Annotated in this window: 21 protein-coding genes and 1 pseudogene; 13 read left to right on the top strand and 9 right to left on the bottom strand. The window is 61.3% G+C overall.

What is annotated here, in order from left to right; genetic code table 11:
• Nucleotides 1-20: 20 nt before the first annotated feature.
• The 7 genes from PV760_RS11375 to PV760_RS11345 form a co-directional block, all read right to left on the bottom strand.
• Nucleotides 21-1,568, bottom strand: coding sequence for an ABC transporter substrate-binding protein (locus tag PV760_RS11375; RefSeq protein ID WP_110504183.1), 1,548 nt, complete (start codon nt 1,566-1,568; stop codon nt 21-23).
• A 138-nt stretch (nt 1,569-1,706) separates the two neighbouring features.
• Complete coding sequence (locus tag PV760_RS11370; RefSeq protein WP_354627775.1) at nt 1,707-2,750, bottom strand: NAD(P)-dependent alcohol dehydrogenase; 1,044 nt, start codon at nt 2,748-2,750, stop codon at nt 1,707-1,709.
• A 49-nt stretch (nt 2,751-2,799) separates the two neighbouring features.
• Nucleotides 2,800-3,780, bottom strand: coding sequence for a D-2-hydroxyacid dehydrogenase (locus PV760_RS11365; RefSeq protein WP_354627774.1), 981 nt, complete (start codon nt 3,778-3,780; stop codon nt 2,800-2,802).
• A complete protein-coding gene (locus PV760_RS11360) occupies nt 3,777-4,898 on the bottom strand; it encodes a tartrate dehydrogenase (protein ID WP_354627773.1) in 1,122 nt (373 codons plus the stop codon). Before PV760_RS11360 ends, PV760_RS11365 begins: the two co-directional genes overlap by 4 nt.
• Nucleotides 4,895-6,445 (bottom strand): aldehyde dehydrogenase family protein, encoded by a 1,551-nt coding sequence (locus tag PV760_RS11355; RefSeq protein ID WP_039241015.1) that lies wholly within the window; start codon nt 6,443-6,445, stop codon nt 4,895-4,897. Before PV760_RS11355 ends, PV760_RS11360 begins: the two co-directional genes overlap by 4 nt.
• 17 nt (nt 6,446-6,462) lie before the next feature.
• A complete protein-coding gene (locus PV760_RS11350) occupies nt 6,463-7,740 on the bottom strand; it encodes an NAD(P)/FAD-dependent oxidoreductase (protein ID WP_018778559.1) in 1,278 nt (425 codons plus the stop codon).
• A 27-nt stretch (nt 7,741-7,767) separates the two neighbouring features.
• On the bottom strand, nt 7,768-8,442 hold the full coding sequence (locus tag PV760_RS11345; RefSeq protein WP_018778560.1) for a haloacid dehalogenase type II: 675 nt from the start codon (nt 8,440-8,442) through the stop codon (nt 7,768-7,770).
• Nucleotides 8,443-8,776: 334 nt separating this feature from the next.
• Here PV760_RS11345 and PV760_RS11340 point away from each other — a divergent pair, with 334 nt between their 5' ends.
• The 7 genes from PV760_RS11340 to PV760_RS11310 all read left to right on the top strand — a co-directional run bounded on the left by PV760_RS11340 (nt 8,777) and on the right by PV760_RS11310 (nt 16,090).
• Nucleotides 8,777-9,700: an ABC transporter substrate-binding protein gene (locus PV760_RS11340; protein WP_354627772.1), complete on the top strand. Its 924-nt coding sequence runs from the start codon at nt 8,777-8,779 to the stop codon at nt 9,698-9,700.
• 46 nt (nt 9,701-9,746) lie between these two features.
• Nucleotides 9,747-10,643, top strand: a complete 897-nt coding sequence (locus PV760_RS11335) for an amino acid ABC transporter permease (RefSeq protein WP_026267280.1) — start codon at nt 9,747-9,749, stop codon at nt 10,641-10,643.
• Nucleotides 10,640-11,407: an amino acid ABC transporter ATP-binding protein gene (locus PV760_RS11330; protein WP_018778563.1), complete on the top strand. Its 768-nt coding sequence runs from the start codon at nt 10,640-10,642 to the stop codon at nt 11,405-11,407. The genes PV760_RS11335 and PV760_RS11330 overlap by 4 nt, the downstream gene beginning before the upstream one ends.
• A 3-nt stretch (nt 11,408-11,410) precedes the next feature.
• Nucleotides 11,411-12,547 carry an N-methyl-L-tryptophan oxidase gene (gene solA, locus PV760_RS11325; RefSeq protein WP_110504178.1) on the top strand — a complete coding sequence of 379 codons (1,137 nt, stop codon included), beginning with the start codon at nt 11,411-11,413 and terminating at the stop codon, nt 12,545-12,547.
• 75 nt (nt 12,548-12,622) lie between these two features.
• Nucleotides 12,623-13,876: an aspartate aminotransferase family protein gene (locus tag PV760_RS11320; RefSeq protein ID WP_039241009.1), complete on the top strand. Its 1,254-nt coding sequence runs from the start codon at nt 12,623-12,625 to the stop codon at nt 13,874-13,876.
• 27 nt (nt 13,877-13,903) lie between these two features.
• The gene (locus tag PV760_RS11315; protein ID WP_018778566.1) at nt 13,904-15,358 is read left to right on the top strand and encodes an NAD-dependent succinate-semialdehyde dehydrogenase; all 1,455 of its coding nucleotides are present in this window, start codon (nt 13,904-13,906) and stop codon (nt 15,356-15,358) included.
• A 39-nt stretch (nt 15,359-15,397) separates the two neighbouring features.
• A complete protein-coding gene (locus PV760_RS11310; RefSeq protein ID WP_051088518.1) occupies nt 15,398-16,090 on the top strand; it encodes a GntR family transcriptional regulator in 693 nt (230 codons plus the stop codon).
• A 67-nt stretch (nt 16,091-16,157) separates the two neighbouring features.
• Here the strand turns inward: PV760_RS11310 and PV760_RS11305 are convergent, their stop codons facing one another.
• Nucleotides 16,158-16,514, bottom strand: a complete 357-nt coding sequence (locus PV760_RS11305) for a cupin domain-containing protein (protein ID WP_018778568.1) — start codon at nt 16,512-16,514, stop codon at nt 16,158-16,160.
• Between the two features lie 273 nt (nt 16,515-16,787).
• Between PV760_RS11305 and PV760_RS11300 the strand changes: the two are divergent.
• Nucleotides 16,788-18,994 (top strand): annotated as a pseudogene (locus tag PV760_RS11300) (amylo-alpha-1,6-glucosidase).
• 4 nt (nt 18,995-18,998) lie between these two features.
• On the opposite strand, the gene PV760_RS11295 reads toward PV760_RS11300, so the two are convergent.
• Nucleotides 18,999-19,229, bottom strand: a complete 231-nt coding sequence (locus tag PV760_RS11295) for a hypothetical protein (RefSeq protein ID WP_144401263.1) — start codon at nt 19,227-19,229, stop codon at nt 18,999-19,001.
• Nucleotides 19,230-19,466: 237 nt separating this feature from the next.
• Between PV760_RS11295 and PV760_RS11290 the strand changes: the two genes are divergently transcribed.
• The 5 genes from PV760_RS11290 (at nt 19,467) to PV760_RS11270 (ending at nt 24,013) form a co-directional block, all read left to right on the top strand.
• Entirely contained in the window at nt 19,467-20,156 is a 690-nt protein-coding gene (locus PV760_RS11290) for a haloacid dehalogenase type II (RefSeq protein ID WP_354627771.1), read from the top strand.
• 96 nt (nt 20,157-20,252) lie between these two features.
• The gene (locus tag PV760_RS11285) at nt 20,253-20,642 is read left to right on the top strand and encodes a RidA family protein (protein ID WP_354627770.1); all 390 of its coding nucleotides are present in this window, start codon (nt 20,253-20,255) and stop codon (nt 20,640-20,642) included.
• A gap of 10 nt (nt 20,643-20,652) precedes the next feature.
• The gene (locus tag PV760_RS11280; protein WP_354627769.1) at nt 20,653-21,759 is read left to right on the top strand and encodes an alanine racemase; all 1,107 of its coding nucleotides are present in this window, start codon (nt 20,653-20,655) and stop codon (nt 21,757-21,759) included.
• A gap of 65 nt (nt 21,760-21,824) precedes the next feature.
• Nucleotides 21,825-22,559, top strand: a complete 735-nt coding sequence (locus tag PV760_RS11275; protein ID WP_354627768.1) for an SDR family NAD(P)-dependent oxidoreductase — start codon at nt 21,825-21,827, stop codon at nt 22,557-22,559.
• A gap of 47 nt (nt 22,560-22,606) precedes the next feature.
• Nucleotides 22,607-24,013 carry an NAD(P)/FAD-dependent oxidoreductase gene (locus tag PV760_RS11270; RefSeq protein WP_354627767.1) on the top strand — a complete coding sequence of 469 codons (1,407 nt, stop codon included), beginning with the start codon at nt 22,607-22,609 and terminating at the stop codon, nt 24,011-24,013.
• Nucleotides 24,014-24,039: the final 26 nt, after the last annotated feature.

The raw sequence follows: 24,039 nt of genomic DNA, 5'->3' as shown, positions 1-24,039 counted from the left end.
GGTTCGCTGGTCCCGGATCCTCAGGAGCCGGACTTGGCTGTATCGGCCGTCAGAACGTAGCGGGACAGGGGGTCCTGCACATAGGAAAGCACGTTGCTGCGGACGGCATCTGTCGCTTGTTCGTTGACGAGCCAAAGGTTGACGGCCTGATCGTCCAGGATCCCCCCGGCCTGGGCATACAGCTTGTAGCGTTCTTCGGTGTTGGCTGTTTGGGCCGCCTTCGCGATGAGCTGGTCGTACCCGTCGTCGCAGAAGTGGCTGAGGTTGTACGTACCCTTGCAGGTGTAATCGGCCGTCAGGAATCCGATGGGGTCCGCGATGTCGATCAGCCTGTTGCGTTGGCTGAGGATCATGTCGTAGTTGCCGGCAAGAACGTCCGGCTCGGCTGCGGCGTATTCCTTGGCCTGGATGCTCACCGGGACACCGATGTTCTTCAGGTTGTCCTGGATGACCGTAGCGACGTCCGCGAACTCTGCCCGCTCCACGATGGCGATGATTTCCAGGGGGCGGTCCGCGGAGTACCCGGCGTCCGCCAGGAGCTTCCTGGCTTCCTCCACGTTCTGCTTGGGCGAACTTGCCTCGGGTGAGGCCCACGGTTCGGAGGACGCGAAGGGACCCGCTGCGGGAAGTGCGGCACCCTCGTAGACGCTGGCGGACAGTGCTTCGAGGTCCAGGGCGGACCGAAGTGCCTTGCGGAACCCGAGGTTATTGAACGGTGCCCGACCGTTGTTCATGTAGAGCGTGGCCGTCCGGGGAGAGTCTGCCTTGAGGACAGAAACCCCGGGCGCGTTCTGCAGGGAGGACAGGGAGGCGGCAGGGATGGAGAGCGAAATATCGGCTTCCCCTGTTTGGACTTGGGCCGCGCGCGTGGCGCCGTTGGTAATGAACCGGACCTCTGCCCCGGCGAGTTTGACCTCGCCGCCCCAATAATCGGGGTTGCGGTCGAGGGTCAGGGACTGCTTGGCCTTCTCCGAGACGGGAGTGAACGGGCCGGTGCAGTGACCGAAGGGATCGACCGTCGCGCCCTGGTATGCAGCCGGTGCGAGGATGCCGGTGTTGACGCTGGCGAGGCGGAACGGGACGAGCGGACTTTCCGCCGGCGTGGTCACCCGGACGGTTCTGGCGTCCATGGCTTGGACGCTGCTCACGGTGCTGGGGCCGAACGCCCTGGCGGGCACCTTCGCTTTGAGCACGGAGTTCAAGGACGCTGCCACTGACTCGGCTGTGAGTTCGGTACCGTCCTGGAATTTGACGCCGTCGCGGATGGTGAAGTCCCACTCAAGGGGTGAGACCTGCTTCCACTCCTTGGCGAGGAACGGCATCACTTTGCCCTGGGCGGCATCATACTTGGTCAACGTTTCCAGGCAGCCGGACAGCGAGAGGATGTAAGCAGCGTCGGATTCCAATGCCCAATTGGCTACAGGGGCACGAAAGTTGTCCACCACGATGCGCTGGTTCGTGTCGGCCACCTTACCCTCAGTGCCGGGCTGGCCTCCGCTCAGGCCGCAACCTGTAAGGGTAAGGAGGGCGGCAAGCCCTGTCACGGAGAATCGGCTGAGTTTGCGCAAAGGAACCGCCTGCTGAGAACGCCCGAACGGGTGGGCTTGAGGAAAATGAAGACTATTTAGGTTAGCCTTACCTCTTTCTACCGCGAAAATGACGCGCCCGTTCCTCCGTAACAATGTGCGCAAGCCCACAGGCTGTTGTCAGAGCGTGCCGGCGTCTACGACGAAACGGTAGCGGACGTCGCTCGCCAGCACCCGCTCGAAGGCCTCGTTGATCTGTCCGGCGCGGATGACTTCCACCTCTGCTCCGAGTCCATTGGCGGCACAGAATTCCAGCATTTCCTGAGTTTGGCGGATGCCGCCCATCTTGGAGCCCGAGAGGTTGCGCCGCATTCCAATGAGGGACCAGGCGCGTTGACTCAATGGCTTCGAAGGCAGGCCTACCAAAACCATGGTGCCGCCGAGGGAAAGCAATGAAAGGTAGGCGTCAACATCGATGTCCGCAGAAACAGTGTTAATGACCAGATCCAGTTGCCCCTCGAGGTACTTGAACGTTTCGGGTTCCGATGTTGCGTAGTACTGCTGGGCGCCGAGCCGGAGCGCGTCCTCCCTCTTCTTCAGCGACTGGCTGAGGACGGTCACCTCGGCTCCCATGGCGGCGGCAATCTTGACGCCGATATGGCCAAGGCCGCCCATGCCGATGATGGCTACGCGTTTCCCCGGCCCTGCCCGCCAGTGACGCAGCGGGGAATACATGGTGATGCCCGCGCACATCAGGGGTGCCGCATCCTGAAGGGAAATGCCGTCGGGAATGTTCAGGACGTATTTCTCGTCCACAACGATGCTGGTGCTGTATCCACCGGCGGTGGGGAGCCCGTCACGTCCGAACGAGTTGTAGGTGCTGGTGGAGCCTTGCAAGCAGTACTGTTCCTCGCCCGCACGGCAATTGGCGCATTCCCTGCAGGAATCAACAAAGCAACCCACGCCAACCCGGTCTCCCACGAGGTGGCGGGTGACTCTTCGTCCGACCGCTTCCACCACGCCAGCTATCTCGTGACCGACTACCAGTGGGTACCGAACCCCTGACCACTCTCCGCGGGCAGCGTGGATGTCTGAATGGCAGATCCCGGTGTACTTGATGGAAATTCGAACGTCGTAGTCACCGGGATCCCGCCGTTCCACGGTGCCGGGCTCAAGGCCGGATGTTGGGGAAGAAGCTACATAAGCCTGGGCAATGGTGGGCATACCAGCGGCGTCTTTCAGTATCGGGTCAGGTGGAGGGAAGTCGCAGAACTCAGTGGTACGGGACGAACCCGAGCTTTTTGTCCACAATGTTCTGCAGTGGCAGGCCACGGCTGAACCGCCAGAGGTTCTCCACGAACTGCTGGCCGAGATCGTCGAGGTAGTCCTCGGTATCGCCACTCATGTGCGGAGTAAGAATGACGTTGTCCATGCTCCACAACGGATGCCCGGCAGGCAGTGGTTCGGGATGAACCACATCCAAGGCCGCCCCGGCAATGGACCCGGAGGTCAGTGCCTGTACCAAGGCATCAGTGCGGACCAGTTCGCCGCGGCCGACATTGATGAGCTGGGCGGTAGGTTTCATGGCCGCGAGCACATCGGCGTCCACCAAGCCCCTGGTGTCTTCCGTCAGCGGTGCGGCCAGCACGAGGTAGTCGAAGCCGGGAACAACCAGGGCAAGGTCTTCCGAGGAATGGATCTCATCGAAAGACGCGTCCCCGGGTCGGCTGCTGCGGCCGGCACCGCTGACACGCAGGCCCACGGCACGGAACAGGGACGCGATCTCACGCCCGATGGATCCGGTCCCAACCACCAGTACGCGCTGGCCCTGAATCTTGCGAGTGACGCGGTGCTGCCAGCGCCCGGCCTGCTGGAGCCTCAGCGAACCCTGCGAGTCCTTTGCGATGTCCAGGACGAATCCCAGCGCGAACTCGGCAATCGCGCGGCTCAGGACCCCACGCGAATTCGTGTAGACAACCCCGCTGTTGATCAGGTCATCGAAGAGGAGCTGGCTGATGCCGGCCGCCGACACATGGACCCATTTCAGCGACGAGGCCGCGGCCCAGTTCTCGCGCAGTGCCGGGGAGAATGAATGCCATTGGTACAGCACGTCCGCGCCGTCAAGCGCCTCGGCCAAACCGTCCGCCTTGGTCAGGCGGAGCTCAGCCAGCTCCTGGACTTCGTCCAGCCGGGGCGGCAGGTCCTCCCGGTACAGCACAGCGACGACCGGCCTTTTGGGTTCGGCGACCGTCATGACGACGACGCCGCTGCTGCCGCCGGCTTTCCGGAAGTCCCCGTATCCAGGGAGTCAGCGGCGTACAAGTCGTCGATGGCGGCCAGGACCGCCGCCGTGAACTCCGACGTCGACGATGGTCCCCCGACATCGCGGGTGCCAAGGCCTTCGCGCAGTACCGACTCGAACGCCAGCTGCAAGTGCCCTGCAGCCTCAGGATGGCCCAGGTGCTCAAGCATCATCGCTCCGGACCAGATCTGACCCACCGGGTTTGCCAGCCCCTTGCCTGCAATATCCGGAGCTGATCCGTGCACGGGTTCAAAAAGCGACGGGTAGTCCCCGTCCGGGTTCAGGTTGGCACTGGGGGCCACGCCAATGGAGCCGGTAACGGAGCTGCCGAGGTCAGAGAGGATGTCTCCCAGCAGGTTGGAGGCGACAATGACGTCATAGGTCCACGGCTTCAGGACCAAGTGCGCAGCAAGCGCGTCCACCAGTTCGCTGCTGAGCGTCACATCAGGGTAGAGCCGGGTGGTTTCCTCCACCACTTCGTCCCAGAAGGGCATGGTGTGGATGATGCCGTTGCTCTTGGTTGCCGAGGTCAGGTGACCGCTCCGCGAGGATGCCAGCGATGCAGCGTAGTGTGCTGCCCGCGATACGCCCAGCCGGGTGAAAATCGTTTCCTGGACCGCCGTCTCGTGCGGCAGACCGCGGTAGGTGCGGCCACCAACCTCCGAGTACTCCCCTTCGTTGTTTTCACGCACGATGAGCACATCGATCGGCGTCTTGTTGGCCAGGGGTGACTTCACGCCGTCGAGCGTTTTGACCGGACGGAGGTTGATGTACTGCTGGAATTCGCGCCGGATGGGGATCAACAGCCCCCACAGCGATTCGGCGTCCGGGACCTCAGGTGAGCCGACGGCGCCAAGGAAGATGGCGTCGTGATTCGCGAGCACTTCCAAACCGTCAACGGGCATCATCCGTCCGTGTTCGCCGTAGTAGTCCGATCCCCAGGGCAGGTAGGTGAATTCACAACGGATGGAGTGAAGCTGCGCGATCCGTTCGAGGCATTCGATGGCTGCGGGAACAACTTCCTTACCGATTCCGTCGCCGGCGATGACTGCGATTTTATGGGTAGTCATGATGCATTCCGTTCTGAGGTGGCGGTGAGCTGCTGCCATCGGGTGGCGGATCCGGCCAATTTGATGATGGTGCTTTTTGGTTCGGTCATCTCGCGTACTGCGTGCTTTACGCCTTCACGGCCCACACCGGACTTCTTGAAACCGCCAAAGGGCATGGAGTCAATCCGGACATCGCTGGTCTCGTTGATGACCACAGCCCCCACATGCAGCTTGTCGGCAATGGCCAAGGCCAAGCCGATCGACTCAGTAAACACCCCGGCCTGAAGCCCGTATTCTGAAGCATTGGCGGCGTGGATGGCGTCATTGACCTGGATGAAGGGCGCGATGCTGACGACCGGGCCAAACACTTCCTCCCTGATGACCCTGGCGTCTGCAGGTACATCGCTGAGAACAGTCGGCTGGTAAAAAGCGCCGCGGCGCTGACCGCCCACGTGCACAGTGGCGCCGGCTGCCTTGGCCTCCTCCACCCAGTCCTCCACACGACGGGCTTCCGCTTCGGTAATCAGCGGTCCGATGTCCGTAGCCCGGTCCAATTTCGCTCCGGTTCGGAGGGCACTGGTCCCGGCGACCACTTTTTCAAGGACTTCTTCGAACAGGGAGATGTGCACATAGACCCGCTGCACGGACAGGCAGTTCTGACCGGCCACGCCGAAGGCACCGGACACGATTGCCTTGGCAGCGGCCCCCGCGTCAGCGTCTGCGCAGACGATTGTGGCGTTGTTGCCGCCGAGCTCAGAAAGGATCTTCTTTGATCCCGCGGCGGCAGCAATACGATCCGCCGTCTTTGGTCCGCCGGTGAAGGAAATGAGGTCCACGTGGGGGTCGGTCACGATCGCCTCGGAGACGCCCGGCCCCGAGACGACAGCGGCGAGCCTGCCGGCCGGGACGCCCGCGTCCAGCAACAGCTGGACGAAGGCAAGTCCCGTCAGGGGCGTACGGCCGGAAGGTTTAAGCACGACGCCGTTGCCTCCGATCAGCGCCGGACCCAACTTGTGTGCCACGAGGTTCAGCGGATCATTGAACGGGGTGATGGCCGCGATGATTCCCACGGGTTTCCGGTTGTACCAGCCGATCTTGTTGGCCCCGGCCATGCTGTCTTCAAAGGCGAGTGTTTCTCCAACGAGTTCGCTGGACGCCGCAGCGGAAAGACGTAACGTCTCGATGCACCGGCGCACTTCACGCTCAGCTTCGGTGATGGTCTTGCTGCTTTCGGCTGCAATGATCTCCGCGAAACGCCCGTCCTGCTCGGCAAGCAGCGCTGCGGCCCGCTCCAAGGCCTCCCGGCGGTCCCGGAGAGCCCAATCATCTTCCTGGAGGTGACGATGAATGAAGGCAACGGCCCTGCGGACATCCTGCGGGGACGATGAACACACTTCCCCCAGCAAGAGTCCATCTTCGGGATCCCGGACCTCTACGGTCATCCCGGCTGTCTCCCAACGGCCTTCGATGAACGCGCCACCTGGCAGTGCGGCGATGCTTGCCCGCCTGTAGGCGGTCTCCTGAGCCGGTTTTGGGCGCTCTCCAGCGACTTTCGTTGATGAACTCATGGATACCTTTGTCCTGCTTACTTGATCCGGTCGATGACTTTTGCCGCTGCCCCGATGAAGGGCAGGAACCATGGCGGCCCGAAGTGGCCGGGCACTGGCGGGTTCTTCAGGTCTTCCCAGACGTTCGCTTGCTTGTCCCCGGCCATGTAGTGGGCCATCCGCTTGCCCATGTGGGCTGCCATCTGCACGCCGTGGCCGCTGTAGCAGAGCGAGTAGAAGAGACCGTCGTGAACGCCTGCGTGGACCATCTGGTCCATGGAGAGGTCAACCAGGCCGCCCCAGATGTAGTCCACCTCCACGTTCGCCAGGTACGGGAAGAGTTCCGTCATGGCCTTATGCAGAATCCCGGCACTCTTGACATCGGAGTCCGGGCTGGAGAGTGCAAAGCGTGCCCGGCCACCGAACAGCAACCTGTTGTCTGGAGTGATCCGGAAGTAGTAGGTGAGCATCTTGCTGTCGGACGCCTGGCGCCTGTTCGGAAGAATCCGGTTGACCACGTCTTCGGGCAAAGGCTCGGTGACGATGATGAAGCTGCCCACCGGGATGACTCGGCGCTGAAGCCACGGAGTGACATTGCCTGTGTAGCCGCTGGTGGCAACCAGCACCTGCTTGGCCCTGGTGATCCCCCGGGTGGTGTGGACATCGTGGACTGTCCCCGCAACCTTCTTCAGCTCGGTAACACCCGCGTTTTCGCAGATCGATGCTCCGTTGTCAGCGGCCACCTTGGCCAGCCCATGAACGAACTTCCCCACATGCAGGCCCGCACCCAGGGGATCCATCATGGCGCCCTGGTAAAAGTCCGTTCCAATTTCGCTGTGGATTTCCGACTTCGGGATGACGTTCACGTGGTGGTCAACAAGGTTGGCGAGCAGTTCCTGGGACTTCAGGAATCCGTCGTAGTGCGACTTATGGAACGCAAGCGAGAGCTTGCCGAATCGCTGAAAATCACAATCGATGCCGTTGTCGTGTACCAGCTTCTCGATGGTTTCGATGGCGTCGTTGTATTCGCGGAACATCTCTACCGCGCGCGGCGCCCCGTATCGCTTTACGGCCGTACTAAAGCCAATGGCCAAACCAGTGGTTGCCATGCCCCCGTTGCGGCCCGATGCGCCCCAGCCGACAGTGTGGCGTTCGAACACAGCAACACTGGCGCCTTGCTTGGCGAATTCAAGGGCAGCGGACAGTCCGGTAAAGCCGGCGCCGATAATCGCAACATCAACGTTCTCGGGGACCGGAGTGCGGCGGTAGTCGCCGGAGGGCTCTGCAGTATCTAGCCAGTAGGGAACAAGTTTCACGGTTTGGCCTTTCGCCTCGACGTCGGTTCAGAGACCGAGGTATGTGTTGATCTCATCCAGGGACTTGGCCGTGCGGAGGTCGTAGCCATCACCGATGGGGTCGTAGCCGCGGTCCAGCATCCAGAGGTTCCGGAAACCCATGTCGTGCATGGGATGCATGTCGTAACGGGTGTGGGAGGAGATGTGCAGGAAGTCCTCCGGCTTGGCATTCAGGGTGTCCAGCATGTATTCGAAGGCCTGGTAGCGCGGCTTATACGCCTGGGCTTGCTCGGCGGTAAGGACGGAGTGGAAGTTTGCGCCGAGCCTGGGAATGCTGATGTCCAGGAAGCTGTCGTCGGCGTTTGACAGGGCCACGAGCTGGAAGTTGTCGCCCATGAGTTTGAGTGGGGCCGGCACGTCGTCGTGGGCACCCCAGCCGCGGACCGCCTCGGCAAACGCTGCGCCTGCTCCTTCGGTGGGCCCAATGCCCCAACGCTTGCACACGCGATCAAAAGAATCCTGAAGGATCTGCTCATAGGGCTTGAAGTCCCCCAGGACCTCGTCAAACCTGTATCCGCGGAACTGCTTCTTGAACGTTGGCCACTGCTCTTCAGAGATACGTCCGTCGAGCAAGCGCCGGGTAGTGGGATCGATGTCGAAGTTGATCAGCGTGCCGTAGATATCAAAGGAGATGTACTTCGGCCGGAAGTTGCTCTCTGCCATGTCGATTCCGTTTCTTGTCGGGAGATTGAAGCGGGCGGGCCGCTGGTGAAGGTGTCGGGCGAGGCTGGATTCCGCCGCAATTGCAGGGCGGGCGGGGTGCGGGCTGCTCGACCGATGACTCGACTCTAGGGCGTTAAATTGTCAATTGTCAACAGTTTCTCACGGCAAATCAGAACGGTTCTCATCGGGCAGATTTCAGGAAAAACTTTCTGTAAATTGTTGACAATCTACTTTTGAGAGGGTTGCATTGCTGTAGATGACGGAGAGATCCGGATCACATTTCAACTTAAAGACTCCCCCTCCCCCACCGCCCGACCCCTCGAAGGGAAGCACTATGAAGATTCGCACGAAAGCTCAGACGGCCGCTGCCGGACTCGCCCTTCTGCTGGCGCTGAGCGCATGTGGCGGCACCGCCAACAGCGACTCTGCAGACAGCAGCAAGACAGCCAACACCACCGACATTTCCGAGGGCGTCCAGCCTGACGAAAAGGCCGTGAGCCTCTTGCCCGCATCCTATAAGGAGAAGGGCGAACTGACGGTGGCAATGGACCTTCATTACCCGCCGACAACCTTCCTCGCCGAAGACAACTCCACTGCGATCGGCCTGAACCCGGACATCGCCCGCTTGGTAGCCAAGAAGCTCGGCTTGAAACTGAAGTTCCAGGACACGAAGTTCGACACCATCGTTCCCGGCTTGGATGGCGGACGCTACGACTTCACCGCCACGACCATGTCCAAAACGGATGAGCGCCTTAAGGTCCTGGACATGATCGACTATTTCAAGGCCGGAAACTCAGTAGCCGTAAGCGCGGGAAATCCCCTGAAGCTCACCAACGAGACCCTTTGCGGTAAGAACATTGCCGTCACGCAGGGTTCGACCGGCCAGCTCAAGCGCCTCCCGGCCCTGAACGAGCAGACCTGCACGTCCAAGGGACAGCCGGCGATCAATGCAGTCACGCTGCCCAATGTCCAGGAAGCCTTGACCCAGCTGGCATCCAAGCGCATCGATGGCATCTTCTACGACACCACATCCCTCGCATGGGCCGGAAAGCAGCAGCCCAACGCCTTCACTCTCCTGACCCCGCAGGTTAACGTCGGCTCGAGCGACCTTACCGCCATCGGCGTCAAGAAGGGCTCGCCCCTGACCCCCGCCCTTCAGGCAGCCATCCAGTCAGTCCTGAACAGCCCTGAGTACAAGAAATCACTGGAGACCTGGGGACTTGAATCCGGCGCCATCACTGACGCCAAGTTGAACTAGCGGGTCACCGATGAGACAAGCAACTATTGAGAGAAGCAAACCGGCAATGAACGGGATGGACGCGACACTCAAACCTCGAATCCGTCGCAGGAGCACCTTTGAATACGTCGCATGGGTCCTCTGCATTGTGCTTGGCCTGGGCATCCTGGCCTCCGTAGCGACGAACCCGAATTTCAAATGGGACGTCGTGGCGAAGTACTTCACCCACGAGGCGATCCTTCGCGGGCTGATGCTCACCATCTTCCTCACCGTGGCCAGCATGGTACTGGGTACCCTCCTGGGCCTGGTCATCGCCATCATGAGGTCCTCGAAAATCAAGCCGATCGCGGCCACGGCAGGTCTCTTCATTACCTTGTTCCGCGGCACCCCTGTCCTGGTCCAACTGATTTTCTGGTTCAACATCGCAGCCCTCTACCCGAACCTGACCATCGGTATCCCGTTCACCAACATCGGCACTGCGATCGATACCAACGCCCTCATGGGCCCGATCACCGCAGCCCTGATCGGCCTGACCTTGAACGAAGCGGCCTACATGGCGGAGATTATCCGCGGCGGATTCTCTTCGGTGGGCAAAGGACAAATTGAAGCGGCCGACTCCCTGGGCATGAGCGCATCCATGAAAATGCGTAAGGTCATCATTCCCCAAGCAATGCCCTCCATCATCCCCGCTACAGGCAACCAGGTCATCGGAATGTTCAAGGAAACCTCCCTGGTCTCCGTCCTGGGTGTGGCCGAACTCCTCCAGAGCGCCCAGCTCATCTACGCCCGCACCTACGAAACCATCCCGCTGCTGATCGTCGCGAGCCTCTGGTACCTCGTCATGACCCTGCTGCTGAGCTACCCCCAATCCAAGCTCGAGCAGAAATACTCCCACACCTCCGTACGGGTCCCCCGCAAGGCCCGCAAGGTGACACTCACCGCACCGGAAGGCATCGCACGATGAACGCTGACGGCACCATCCACGCCCGCCGAATCCGCAAATCCTTCGGACCCAAAACGGTCCTTCACGATATCGACCTCGACATCGCCAGCGGTGAAATCTGCTGCATCATCGGCCCCAGCGGCTCCGGCAAGTCCACCCTCCTGCGCTGCATCAACGGCCTCGAGACCGTCGACTCCGGAGTGCTCAAAGTCAACGGCGACGACTTTGGGTACTACGAAACCGAGAACGCCTACCACGCTCTGCCACCCAGGAAACTGGCCGAACAGCGCACCCGTGTCGGCATGGTGTTCCAACAATTCAACCTCTTCCCCAACATGACAGCCCGCCAGAATGTCATGTCCGGACCGGTCCTGGTCAAAGGTGCCGACAAGAAGCAATCCGCCAAACGCGCCCAGGAGCTGCTCACCAGCGTCGGCCTTGGAGCCTTCGGCGACCGCTACCCTGCGGAACTCTCCGGCGGCCAGCAGCAACGCGTGGCCATCGCCCGCTCACTGGCGATGGATCCCGAAATCATCCTCTTCGACGAACCCACCAGCGCCCTGGACCCCGAAAAGGTCGGGGAAGTCCTCAGTGTCATGCAGGACCTCGCCAAGAAGGGCATGACCATGGTCGTTGTCACCCACGAAATGGGCTTCGCCCGCGAAGTAGCAGACACCCTGCTTTTCATGGACGAAGGTTTCGTCGTAGAACGCGGCGACGCACGCGAGATACTTACCGATCCAAAAGAACCCCGTACCCAAACCTTCCTGAAGCAGGTGCTCTAAACCATGGATGGAAAACTTGCAGTCATCGGCCTGGGCAGCATCGGAAGCATGGCCCTGTGGCAGGCCTCGCGGTTGTCCGATTCTGTAGTGGGTTTCGAAGCGCAAGCCCCTGCCCACGCGCGCAGTGCAGCCGGCGGAGACACCCGACTCTTCCGCATGATCTACCGCGGCAACCCTGCCTACTATCCCATCCTGGCTCGTTCCCGCGAACTATGGGCAGAACTTGAAGCAGAGACCGGGCAGAGCATCCTCACCCGCTGTGGTGGTCTCTCCATCGGCACCAACGACGGACCATACCTCCGCAGCCTGCTCGAGACGACACGAGAAACGGGCGCTGCCCACCACGTCCTCACCCGTGAGGAAATGGCTGCACGCTACCCCCAGCACAACCTCCGCGCCGACGACATCGCCATCCATGACCCCAACGCAGGCGCCCTGCGAACCGACCGCGCCATCACCGCGGCCATCACAGCAGCGGAAGCCAACGGCGCATCCGTCAACACCAACACTCCTATCGAGAGCATCACTGACACCGACGACGGCGTCGTTGTCACTTCCGGTGCAAACTCCTGGACTTTCGAACGGGTCATCGTCGCCTCGGGCGCCTGGTCCAAGCAGCTCATGCCGGAATATCTCAAACGCCAAACGGAAACCAGGCGGATCTTCCTCTCGTGGTTCGTCGCCCGGGACGCGGAGCAGTTCTCCCCGGAGAAATTCCCCGTCTTCATCAGGATTTCGGGTGATCGTTCCATGTACGGCGCTCCCGCAGTGGATGGTGTCACCGTCAAAGCCACTCTGGACGGTCGCGGGGCACCCACACCCGCTGCCGATTCCGTGCCCCGCGACCTCAGCACAGCGGAGATCAAGGAAACCACGGAGACGGTTTCGGAATTCTTCCCGGGTTTGATCCCAAGCATCGTGCGTTCGGATGCGTACCCGGACCTCTTCACCTCCGATTCCCACCCGCTGATGGGTTTCCTCGGCGGGTCCAGCAGGATCTACTCGGCCACTGGCTATTCGGGAGCCGGCTTCAAGATGGCCTCCGGCTACGGAGAAATCGCGGCCAGCGAAGCACTCGGTAAGCGCTGGTTCGATGATTTGGACTTCCTGCGCCCCCAGAGGTTTCAGCAGACCCAGTGAGTATCGCGCTGATCAGGACATCCGTTCGGATCGCGTATTGTTGACAATCTACAGTTCCTAAGAAAGTATGAAGCCATGGCAACACTTAGCCCGATCCTGAAGCAGGCGACCCCCGTGGTTGTCGATCACGCCGCAGGTAGCTGGATCCACGCGACCGACGGGAAAAAATACCTCGATTTCACCACCGGGATCGGCGTCACCAGCACCGGTCACTGCCATCCCGATGTTGTGGCCGCCGCCCGCGAACAGGTGGGCAGGATTGTCCACGCGCAATACACAACCGTCATGCACAAGCCCCTGTTGGAACTCACCGAGCTCCTCGGCACCGTATTGCCGCAGGGTCTGGACAGCGTCTTTTACGCAACGTCGGGCTCGGAAGCAGTGGAAGCCTCCATCCGGTTGGCCCGCATGGCCACCGGCCGGCCAAACATCATCTCCTTCCAGGGTGGTTTCCACGGCCGGACCGTCGCAGCGGCCTCCCTGACCACTGCGGGAACAAAGTTCCGCTCAGGATTCTCGCCCATCATGGGCGGCGTCCACGTAGCCCCGTTCCCGCATTGGTACCGGTACGGCTGGGACGAAGCCACCGCCGTCGAATTCGCACTGAAGGAACTGGACCACCTCCTGCTGACCATCAGCGCCCCGAGCGACACGGCCGGCTTCATCATCGAACCCGTCCTCGGCGACGGCGGCTACATTCCCACCCCTGTTGCCTTCCTCCAAGGGCTGCGCGAGCGCGCGGACAAGCACGGCATCGTGCTGATCCTTGATGAAGTCCAGGCCGGAGTCGGCCGCACCGGCAAGTTCTGGGGACACGACTGGGCGGGCATAACGCCCGACGTCGTCATCACCGCCAAGGGCCTCGCCAGCGGCTTCCCCATCTCGGCAATCGCCGCCTCCAAGGAACTCATGGGCAAGGCCTGGCCTGGCTCCCAGGGCGGAACCTACGGAGGGAACGCCGTCGCGGCAGCAGCCGGTGTCGCCACTCTCGGCGTCATCAAGCGCGAAAACCTCGTGGAAAACGCTCGTCTCCGCGGCGAGGAACTACGGGCAGGGCTGGAGGCGATCCAAGCCGGATTCAGCGGAATCGGCAACGTCCGCGGCCGGGGCCTGATGCAGGGTGTCGAATTCACAGCAGCGGACAAGACCCCCGATGCCGCTACTGCACTGGCTGTCCAACAGGCAGCCATCAAGGAAGAACTCCTGCTCCTCACCTGCGGTCCGCACGGCAACGTCATCCGCCTCATCCCAGCGTTGAACGTCAGCAGCGACGAGATCCAAGTTGCTTTGTCAAGGTTCTCGCAAGCGCTCAAGTCGGCCACCTCCTAGTCCCCCTTGATTACTGAAAGAGCCACGATGTCCCACACACTTGATCCAAGCTCACTGCAGACAGATCTCTTCATCGACGGTCACTGGCAGCCGGCCGCAAATGGCGCCACGTTTGCCGTGGAGAACCCCGCAACGAACGAAGTCATCGCCCACGTCGCCGACGGAGGCCCCGACGATGCCGCCCTGGCCATTGAGGCCGCCGGAAGGGCACAGGCAGCGTGGGGCAAATCCACTCCCCGCGAACGGGCGGACATCCTTCGCCGGGCGTTCGACCTCGTCATCGCCAATACGGAGAAATTAGCGGCAATCATGACCGCCGAGATGGGAAAGCCGCTCGCGGAGGCAAAAGGCGAGGTCGCCTATGGCGCGGAGATGCTCCGGTGGTTCTCTGAGGAAGCAGTCAGGATCGGGGGCGACAACGCCACCTCCGTGGATGGCAACACCCGCATCCTCATTACTAAAGAACCAGTAGGGCCCTCGGTCCTGGTGACTCCATGGAACTTCCCGCTTGCCATGGGTGCGCGGAAAATCGCTCCTGCCATCGCTGCCGGATGCACCATGGTGTTCAAACCGGCGGAGCTGACGCCCCTCACGTCGTTGGCGCTCGTTGAGATCTTCAAGGAAGCAGGACTTCCCGACGGCGTGCTGAACGTCGTGACGACGTCGGGCGCTTCCAGCGTGGTCCGGACCTGGACGGACAGTGGGATCGCACGCAAGATCAGCTTCACTGGTTCAACTGAGGTGGGAAAGATCCTGCTGCGGCAAGCTGCCGACAACGTGATGCGTTCCTCCATGGAGCTCGGCGGAAACGCACCCTTCATCGTGCTGGCCGACGCGGATATCGAGAAGGCCGTCGATGGAGCCATGAAGGCCAAGATGCGGAATATGGGAGAGGCCTGCACGGCCGCCAACCGCTTCTTTGTCCACCGCTCCGTCGTGGAAGAGTTTGGCGGGAAGTTCGCCAAAAAAATGTCAGAATTGCAGGTAGGCAATGGCGCTGTAGCGGGGACCGACGTCGGACCCCTTATTGAGCAGAAGGGTCTGGATAAGGTCGAAAGCCTGGTTGCAGATGCCGTATCCAAGGGCGCGCGGGTCTTGACCGGGGGAAGCCGTCCGGAAGGTCCGGGGTACTTCTACTCCCCCACCGTACTGATGGACGTGCCCACGGAGGCCGCCCTGATGTCAACGGAAATCTTCGGACCGGTAGCGGCGATCACGCCGTTTGACAGCGAAGACGAAGTCCTCCGCCTGGCCAACGATACCGAGTGGGGTCTGGTGGGGTACGTGTTCACGGAGAGTATGGAGAAAGCAATGCGGTTCTCCGCCGACCTGGAGGTGGGAATGGTTGGCCTGAACACTGGCCTGGTGTCCAATCCCGCCGCACCATTCGGCGGTGTCAAGCAGTCCGGATTGGGTCGCGAAGGCGGCAAAATTGGGATTGACGAGTTTTTGGAATACAAGTACACCGCGGCAGCGGTCTAATAGGTTCAACTTGCCGAAGCATGGAATGAGGGGATGTCAATGGCGGCACCGGAGGGAATGTTCGTGTTGGAGGGCCGGCCCACGGCGCAGCTGATTGCTGACCAATTACGTGAGCTGATTGTGCAGGGAGCTTTCACGCCTGGACAACAGGTCAACGAATCAGCGCTGGCCAGCCAGCTCAGCACGTCCAGGGGCCCGCTCAGGGAAGCGCTACAGCGGCTGTGCCAGGAGGGCATCCTGGTCAGCAAGCGCAATCGTGGCGTTTTCGTTCTGGAGCTCTCTACAGAAGACATCCGGGAAATCTACGCCGTCCGCGAGGCGGTGGAGCTGGCGGCCGCCAACACACTGCTGGACTCGGAGCCGGATCAGGTCACTGATACCTGCAGGGAACTGAAGGGCATCATCCGAGGCATGGCCAAACAGGTCGCTGCGTCTGACTGGCAAGCTATCGCGCGGCTGGATATGCAGTTCCACACGGCCTTCGTTTCAGGAACCGGCAATACGCGTTTGATCCGGATCTATGAAACCCTCGCAGCGGAATCCCGCATGTGCATTTTGAGCCTTGAGGTGGCCTACCCCCGCATCGATGCCCTGGTGCAGGAACACCAGAAGATCCTGGACCTGCTCGAGGCCCGTGACCGAAGTGGTCTTCAGGATGCCATCAAACGGCACATGCAAAAGGCCGTCGAGGACCTCACTTCCAAGCCTGAAGTAACGGAAATTACCGCTTAGGCTTTTAAACTGCTTCGCACTAAGAAGGGCCCGGTTCGCATGTGAACCGGGCCCTTCCTTTCTGCCTCTAATTGGTCGGGACGTCAGTCACGACCCACATTTTCCGCAGCGTCTCGTGAATGGTCCACGTACCCGTCCAGCCGGCCGGCGTGACGAACAATGTGCCAGGACCAATCTCAAAGCTGCTCCCGTCTTCTTCAGTGATTGTCCCTTTGCCACTGAGGATCTGGCAGATTTCGTCGTAGCCGGGACGAGTGCTCTTGAATACTCCTGGCGTGACCTCCCAGATGCCTGTCTTGTGTCCCTCCCTTGCCCACAGCCGGAACGAGACCTCGGTCTGCCCTGGTGTGCTGCTGGTTGCCTTGCTTATGTGCTCCCCGGGGTTGGCGGTTAATGCATCGTTCATCACAGTGGCCTTGACCATTGCTGCTCCTTCCGGGCCTGGGCCCGACGTCAATGGGCCCGCCATCTTTGGCAGGCCGATCTCTATTTTAGCAATTGTCAACAATTGACGATATGTTTTGCCAGAAGTGACCACAGGGCGGACGCCCCACACCAGGGCGGAGACCCATTCACCGAGGAACAAGCGAGACCTTCATCGCCGGCTGAAACCGCCCCGACCCCGGGTCTGGCCCACGACGCCGAGCAGGAGTAGCGTCGCTCTGAGCAGGTAGCAGAACAGCCAAAGGAGCCAGACATGGCTGGATGGAATGCCGATACCGCCGCCGGCCCCCTGGGCGCGGGGACCGTCACGCTGGTGGAGGGTACTTCCTTCTGCATCTCCTGCCCAGCGGCGACATTGGTCCGGATCATCCGCACGGCCTGTTCTTCCAGGACACGCGCATCCTGTCCGCCTGGAGCTTGACGGTGAACGGTCAGCCCGTGGAACCCCTGACAGCCCAAACGAAGGAACCGTACAGAGCCATCTTCGCCGGCCGCATCACCATGTCCGACGGATATGCGGACACCCCGCTGATCGTGGAACGTGTCCGCGAATTGGGCGTAGGAATGGTGGAACGCATGACCGTTTGGAATTATTCGATGAAACCCGCGGACTGCCTGATGGAAATCACGGTCGGTGCGGATTTCGCCGACGTCTTCGAAGTCAAGGAAGCGCGGGTTCTGACGCAGTGGGAGGAAAGCTGCGAAGCCGATGCCAACACACTGATCCTTCGCGCCCGCTGGCGGGACATCCGGAAGTCCGTCGTCGTACGTTCCGATGTTGCCGAAGCGAGCCGTGAAGGTTTTAGCTACAGGACCATTATCCCGGCCAGGGGCTCTTGGAGCACCGAGCTGACCGTGATGCCCGGACTTGAAGGGTCGGCGCCGTCAGCGCCGGTGGTGCATCCCGCCGTCGGCGAATTATCCCGAAGCGATCAACGCCGACAGGAATGGGTGGCCAAGATTCCCGTCCTGCATATGGGCAACCACTCAATAGAGAGGACCTTGAGGCGGAGTTACGACGATCTGGGAGCCCTCCGCATCGAGGACCCAGCCCACCCGGAGAGGGTGGTTGTGGCGGCGGGAGCCCCGTGGTTCATGACCCTGTTTGGCCGGGACTCGTTGTGGGCATCGGAAATGGCCATGCCGGTCGATCCCTCGCTGGCCTTGGGAACCTTGCAAACATTGGCTGAGAGGCAGGGTTCGGTAGTCGACCCCGTGAGCGAGGAAGAACCGGGCAAGATTTTGCATGAGGTCCGCCTGGATGTCTCCAGCAGCCTGGCCTTGGGTGGCAAGTCAATCTATTACGGCAGTGTCGATGCCACTCCGCTGTTCGTGGTGGTTCTGGGTTCGGTCAGCCGTTGGGGTTTCGCCAAGGACACCATTGCCGCGCTGCTGCCCCACGCAGACCGCGCCCTCGACTGGATCCGGGACTACGGCGACAGGGACGGCGATGGGTTCGTCGAGTATGAGCGGCTCAACGATCGCGGGCTGATCAACCAGGGCTGGAAGGACTCATGGGACGGGATCAACTTCGCGGACGGAAGGCCCGCTGAGCCGCCTATCGCGCTGTGCGAGGTCCAGGCATACGTCTACGACGCGTACATGGCCCGCGCCTGGATGGCATACGACGCCGGCGACTCACCCCTGGCGCGCGAACTCGCCGATCGTGCCTCGCAATTGAAAGCCAGGTTCAATGAGGAATTCTGGATGCCGGATCGTGGCTATTATGCGATCGCATTGGACGGAAGGAAGCGGCAGGTGGATGCCTGCGCATCCAATATGGGGCATTGCCTCTGGGTTGGCCTGGTGGACGAGGACAAGGCGCCCCTCGTAGCTGAGCGGCTTATGTCACCGGAGATGTTCAGCGGCTGGGGCGTACGGACGCTGGCAACCGATATGGGCGCCTACAACCCCGCCAGCTACCACAACGGTTCCGTCTGGCCGCACGATAACGCAGTCATCGCAGCAGGTCTGATGCGCTACGGGTTCGTGGAGGAGGCTCAACGGATTGCCACAGCTTTGCTTGATGCAGCCGACTACTCCGAGGGCCGTCTTCCCGAGCTGTTTTGCGGGTTCAGCCGGGAGCAGTACAGCGAACCAGTCCCCTACCCCACCGCCTGCTCACCCCAAGCCTGGGCAGCCACCTCGCCCATCCAACTGATCACGAGCCTGATGAGATATGACGCCCACGTGTCGCGCGGCGGCTTCTGGATGGATCCCCGGTTGCCTGCCTCCTACGGCGACCTGCACATCACCAACGCGCCCATGGCGGGCGGCCGGGTGACCATCGACATCGCCGATTCAATTCCCAGGGTGCAGGGATTGCCGGATGGCATGAAGTTCCACCGGGGACACCGGCCCTGGTTGACCGAACTCGTGGGGCAGGCGGGCTTGTGGAATGACCTCGATGCCAACAGTCGATCGCATGGCGGCCCGGGCAGGGACCCCCAAAGGAGCTAACGTTCTAGAACGCCGCGCGCAAGGATGTCGCAACGAAACGGCCGCGGCCGGCCGCCTCGCGCAGAATCCAAACAGCCGGAACTCCGCCCACGGCGGGCATCACCTGGCCCTCGGCAATGAACATCGGGGCAGCTTCATGACCTACGGACCACCACCCCGCCTGCGGGCAGTGGTGACCAGTGCTCGCCGTCTCGGACTCGTTAGGGGCTGGGGCAGCAGGGCGGCGCTTCTTCATGGCAATTCCTTCTCCGGGTAACGCCCCGTGGATGGGGCGAGGACATGAATAGAGCCTAGCAATTGTCAACAATCTACGAAAGGGTGAGGGTCTGTAATTTTTGGGTCCACCCCTGGTGCCGCTTTCCCGACCTCCTTATCTTGTTGACAATCCGGCTCGAACAAGCGTATTGTCGACAATCGACGAAGGCGTGAGCGTGTTTCGTCGACAATCGACATCACTAGAACCGGAGGAAACATGGCATTCGCAACCAACCCAAAATTCGTTACGTTCGACATGAACGGAACATTGATCAAATTCAGCATCAACGATGCGATCCGTGACGTCCTGGCTGACCGGCTTCCGGCCGACATCGCTGATCACTACCTGCGGGCCTGCAAGGCATACCGCATCGACGAATGCATGGGCGACTACAAGCCGTTCCACCAAATCATCGCCAACTCCATGGAACGGGCTTCCCGCAGGGTTGGCATCGATTACAAATCCGCCGACGCCCGCGCTGTCTACGAGACCGTCCCCGAGTGGGGCCCCTACCCGGGCGTCACCGAGGCGCTGAACAAGCTGGCTGAGGCCGTTCCGCTGGTCATCATCACCAACAGCGACACTGCGCACGCTACTCGCCTTTCCGAAAACCTGAAGGCACCGTTCGAAGCTGTTATCAGCGCCGAACAAATGGGCATGTACAAGCCTCGGCTCGGCGCATTCGAGTACATGTTCGACAAGCTCGGCGTGACGCCGCACGAGATCGTGCACGTTTCCGCGAGCCCGATGTACGACCTGCGACCCGCAGCCACCTTGGGTATCAGCAACAAGGTCTACGTCGACCGCGGCTTTGAGCACGACGAGCACTGGCTCGGCTACGAACGAATCACTGAAATCGCCGACCTGCCGGTCCTCTTTGGCCTGCAGCGTCCAGCAGCCACATGAGAAAGCCCGCATACAGATGAGCGCCACAAAGACCGGGCCGGCTATCGCCAGGCTCTTGGCCTGGATCTTCCCACCCTCGCCAACAACCCCCATTACGTGGATCACCGGGCCGTTCATTCGAGCATTCACATTTCCGGCCAGCTGCCATTCAAGAACGGCGTCCTCCTGGGGCAAGGCATTGTTGGACGGGACGTGGAGCTGGAGGCAGCGCGGGAACTCGCACGACACGCCGCACTGAACTGCCTCGCCGCCGCGGAACAAGCAGTGGGAGATCTGAACCGGGTCCGGATAATCCAGATGCTGGTCTTCGTTGCCAGTGCACCCGACTTCGGACTGCAATCGCGGGTGGCCAATGCGGCCAGCGACTTGCTCCTGGAGGTGCTGGGCAAGAACGGACGACATGCACGCACCGCTATCGGCGTCGCAGGGCTGCCGCTCAACGCACCAGTCGAGATCCAAATGGTCTGCACGGCCGTTGACGAATAAGGAGAACACCGTGAACCGGCTTCAACAAGCCTTGGACAGCTTGCAGGATCGGATCGACACCCCGGCCCCGATCGTGTTGATCGATGTCATGCAGGACAACATCGATCGCATGCAGGCCTTTGCCACTCATCGGAACCTCGACGTCAGACCGCATGTGAAAACGCACAAATGCTTGGAAATAGGCCGTCGCCAGGTAAAAACCGGCGCGGTGGGCATCACCGCAGGCAACGTGGGTGAGGCCGAAGTGTTTGCCGCGGCCGGCTTCGACGACATCTTCATCGCCTACCCGATCTGGCCTTCAGTGACGAAAGGCCTGAGGATCCGAAAGCTTGCCGCCACCACCCGGCTGCGGGTCGGCGTTGACAACTTTGCGGCAGTCGACGCTCTTGCCGACGCGATGGGCTCTGAGGCCGATCGGCTGGAAGTCGTAATCGAAGTCGACTGCGGTGCCCGTCGTTCCGGAGCACCTCCGGAGGCAGCAGGCTCCCTCGGGTCGGCCGCCCGCAAGCGAGGCCTGGTGCCGGTGGGCGTGTTCACCTACCCAGGCCACGGCAGTCTGAGTCCGGACGCCCGCAAGCGTGCCGCCATGGACCAGGAGGCCGCGCTCACCACCGCCGTGCGCAGCTTCAATGCCGTAGGGATCAGAGCCGACGTGGTCAGTGCAGGATCGACACCCACCATCGAATTTGCAAGCAACAGCATCATTACCGAAATCCGGCCTGGCGAGTACGTTTTCAACGACCTCAACAACAGTAGGCTGGGCGCCTGCACCGAGGAACAGATCGCGCTTTTTGTTGCCGGGACCGTGGTGAGCGACTGGGTATCCGATCAGGTCATACTCGACGTAGGCACCAAAGTGCTGAGCCGTGAAGGCAGTCCTGAAACCGGCTACGGCGCCGTCGCCGGCACACAGGCAGTCCTGTCCAAACTCAACGAATACCACGGCTTCCTCGCCGTGCCCCCAGGCGATTTCCATCCCGGCATCGGCGCTGTGCTTCCGATCGTCCCCAATCACGTCTGCCCGGTAGTCATCAATTTTGACGAGCTGATAGTCACCGACAGCGCTGGCGCTTTCCTGGAGCGCTGGACAGTGGATGCCCGCGGATTCCTCAGCTGAACCGCCGCCAGCGGGCCGAAGGCATACCCGTCCCAACAATCACCGACTTCACGGAGATAGACACCATGAGACTCGAAAACAAGACTGCTGTAGTAACCGGAGCAAGCAGCGGAATCGGCGAGAGAGTGAGTTCGCACTTTCACCGCGAAGGCGCCCGTCTCATCCTCACTGGCCGGAGGGAACAGCTCGATAGCGCCCTGCCCGAGGACCTGTACGTTCCCGGCGACCTCAACGACGAAGCGTTTGTCGAAAGCCTGGCCCGTCAAGCGGCAGAGTCGTTCGGCACCGTAGACGTGGTTGTCCTAAACCATGGGCTGCAGGTCAGCGGCCCCCTGATAGAGATGAGCTACGACGACGCCAAGAACGTGCTTCACAGCAACCTGCTCAGCTCGTTCCTGATGATGAAACACTTTGCGCCCTTGATGCCGGCTGCCGGAGGTTCATTCGTCTTGGTCAGCTCACGGCTGGGTATGGTCGGAAAGCCTGATGAGGTCCTGTATTCCGCAGCCAAAGGGGGCCTCATCATGCTGGCCAAGGGCGCAGCGATAGAGTGGGCTCCCCGAAACATCCGGGTCAACGTCGTAGCTCCAGGACTGACGGCAACCCCTGTCATCGAAGCATCGTTCCGCCGCAGGGAGGACCCCCTGGCCTATCGTCGGGAGCGGGAAGCACAGATCCCGCTACAACGCCTCGCTTCCCCCGAAGAGATTGCCGACGCCATCCTCTTCATGGCGTCATCGGAATCTTCTTACGTCACCGGCGCGGTTCTCCCTGTCGACGGCGGTTACACCGCCTTCTGACCACCACGTCCCCCAATGCACGACATCACACACAAAGCAGGACCAAAATGAATGCCCTTTCAGCAACCCCCCGCAACGGAGACCTCGGCTTCTGGATGGCCGGCCGCACAGACAATAGACCCACTTGCCCGCAATTCACGGGGCAGGACACTGTGGACCTGGCCATCATAGGTGGCGGTTACACAGGCCTGTGGGCGGCCTATTTTGCCAAGAAACTCGAACCCTCACTCAAGGTAGCGGTATTCGAGGCAGAGCAGGTCGGCTATGGCGCCTCCGGTCGAAACGGCGGCTGGCTCTCAGCAATGCCTCCGGGAAACCGGGCAACGTTCGCCCGCGCATCAGCAGGTGGCTTGGAAGCGAGCAGGGCTTTGCAGCAGGAGTTTGTGGCGGGCGTCGATTCCGTGCTGGACATTCTCCAGGCCGAAGGCATCAACGCGGACCAGCACAAGGGTGGTGCCCTGGTGGCTGCCCACACCAGGGCGGGGCAGGGCCGACTGGTGGCCCGCCGCGATGCCGACCTGAAATACGGCCTGACCGAAGACGAAATCCAGATGTTGGACCGCGATGACTTTCAAAGCCGTATTAATATCTCCACGGTCCACGGAGGGCTTTACTACAAACACTGCGCCCGGTTCCACCCTGCGAAGCTGGTTCACGGGCTGACACACACCCTGCAGTCCATGGGGGTCAGCATCTACGAGGACAGTCGGGTAGACAGTGTCGGGCAGGACACGCTCACCCTGGCGAACGGGCGGGTCAGCGCCGCCAAGACCTTCATCTGCACGGAAGGGTACTCGGGCCCGCTGCTTGGAACCCGAACCCTTATACCGATCAATTCCTCCATGATCGTGACTAAGCCGCTCCCGGACGAAGCCTGGCAGCACATCGGATGGAAGGGACTCCAGTGCCTCAGCGACTCAGCACACACCTTCATCTACGCCCAGCGAACAGCGGACGGCCGTATCACCATGGGAGGGCGAGGAGTCCCCTACCGCTACAGCTCCGGCACTGGAGGAAGCGGTTCAACAGCACAGTCCACCGTAAATCTGCTTGCGGAGAAGCTCCGGACATTCTTCCCGGATGTCCCCTTCGAGGTGGACCATGCCTGGTCCGGTGTTCTTGGTGTAACCCGTGACTGGAACGGCGGTGTCCACTGGGATCCAACGGCCGGCGTCGGCTCTTCAACGGGTTATGCGGGACACGGCGTCACGGCAGCCTATGTCGGTGGGCGAACCCTCGCCGAGCTGGCGTTCGAACGCGAGACTGAACGGACTTCACTTCCCTGGGTGGGCTACCGCGCGCGGAAGTGGGAACCGGAGCCCATCCGCTGGTTGGGTGTTCATGGCATGTACCGTCTCTTCGGACTGGCTGACCAATGGGAAGAGCGCCGGGATTCAACCAAAACTTCACTCTTGGCCAAATTCGGCAGCAGGCTCGCCGGACTCCATGAATAGCGCATCTGCCAACGCTCTGGCTAAAC

The organism is Paenarthrobacter sp. CC6 (assembly GCF_040560085.1).
In the GTDB taxonomy this organism is placed as follows: domain Bacteria; phylum Actinomycetota; class Actinomycetes; order Actinomycetales; family Micrococcaceae; genus Arthrobacter; species Arthrobacter nicotinovorans.
The sequence above is the reverse complement of the archived record's forward strand: the minus strand, read 5'-3'. Positions and strand labels throughout refer to the sequence as shown.

What these genes read in the sequence shown, in the direction of transcription:
- PV760_RS11370 (WP_354627775.1), bottom strand. Translation starts at nt 2,750, where the DNA reads ATGCCCACCATTGCCCAGGCTTATGTAGCTTCTTCCCCAACATCCGGC.
- PV760_RS11365 (WP_354627774.1), bottom strand. Translation starts at nt 3,780, where the DNA reads ATGACGGTCGCCGAACCCAAAAGGCCGGTCGTCGCTGTGCTGTACCGG.
- PV760_RS11360 (WP_354627773.1), bottom strand. Translation starts at nt 4,898, where the DNA reads ATGACTACCCATAAAATCGCAGTCATCGCCGGCGACGGAATCGGTAAG.
- PV760_RS11355 (WP_039241015.1), bottom strand. Translation starts at nt 6,445, where the DNA reads ATGAGTTCATCAACGAAAGTCGCTGGAGAGCGCCCAAAACCGGCTCAG.
- PV760_RS11345 (WP_018778560.1), bottom strand. Translation starts at nt 8,442, where the DNA reads ATGGCAGAGAGCAACTTCCGGCCGAAGTACATCTCCTTTGATATCTAC.
- PV760_RS11340 (WP_354627772.1), top strand. Translation starts at nt 8,777, where the DNA reads ATGAAGATTCGCACGAAAGCTCAGACGGCCGCTGCCGGACTCGCCCTT.
- PV760_RS11335 (WP_026267280.1), top strand. Translation starts at nt 9,747, where the DNA reads ATGAACGGGATGGACGCGACACTCAAACCTCGAATCCGTCGCAGGAGC.
- PV760_RS11330 (WP_018778563.1), top strand. Translation starts at nt 10,640, where the DNA reads ATGAACGCTGACGGCACCATCCACGCCCGCCGAATCCGCAAATCCTTC.
- solA (WP_110504178.1), top strand. Translation starts at nt 11,411, where the DNA reads ATGGATGGAAAACTTGCAGTCATCGGCCTGGGCAGCATCGGAAGCATG.
- PV760_RS11320 (WP_039241009.1), top strand. Translation starts at nt 12,623, where the DNA reads ATGGCAACACTTAGCCCGATCCTGAAGCAGGCGACCCCCGTGGTTGTC.
- PV760_RS11315 (WP_018778566.1), top strand. Translation starts at nt 13,904, where the DNA reads ATGTCCCACACACTTGATCCAAGCTCACTGCAGACAGATCTCTTCATC.
- PV760_RS11310 (WP_051088518.1), top strand. Translation starts at nt 15,398, where the DNA reads ATGGCGGCACCGGAGGGAATGTTCGTGTTGGAGGGCCGGCCCACGGCG.
- PV760_RS11305 (WP_018778568.1), bottom strand. Translation starts at nt 16,514, where the DNA reads ATGGTCAAGGCCACTGTGATGAACGATGCATTAACCGCCAACCCCGGG.
- PV760_RS11295 (WP_144401263.1), bottom strand. Translation starts at nt 19,229, where the DNA reads ATGAAGAAGCGCCGCCCTGCTGCCCCAGCCCCTAACGAGTCCGAGACG.
- PV760_RS11290 (WP_354627771.1), top strand. Translation starts at nt 19,467, where the DNA reads ATGGCATTCGCAACCAACCCAAAATTCGTTACGTTCGACATGAACGGA.
- PV760_RS11275 (WP_354627768.1), top strand. Translation starts at nt 21,825, where the DNA reads ATGAGACTCGAAAACAAGACTGCTGTAGTAACCGGAGCAAGCAGCGGA.
- PV760_RS11270 (WP_354627767.1), top strand. Translation starts at nt 22,607, where the DNA reads ATGAATGCCCTTTCAGCAACCCCCCGCAACGGAGACCTCGGCTTCTGG.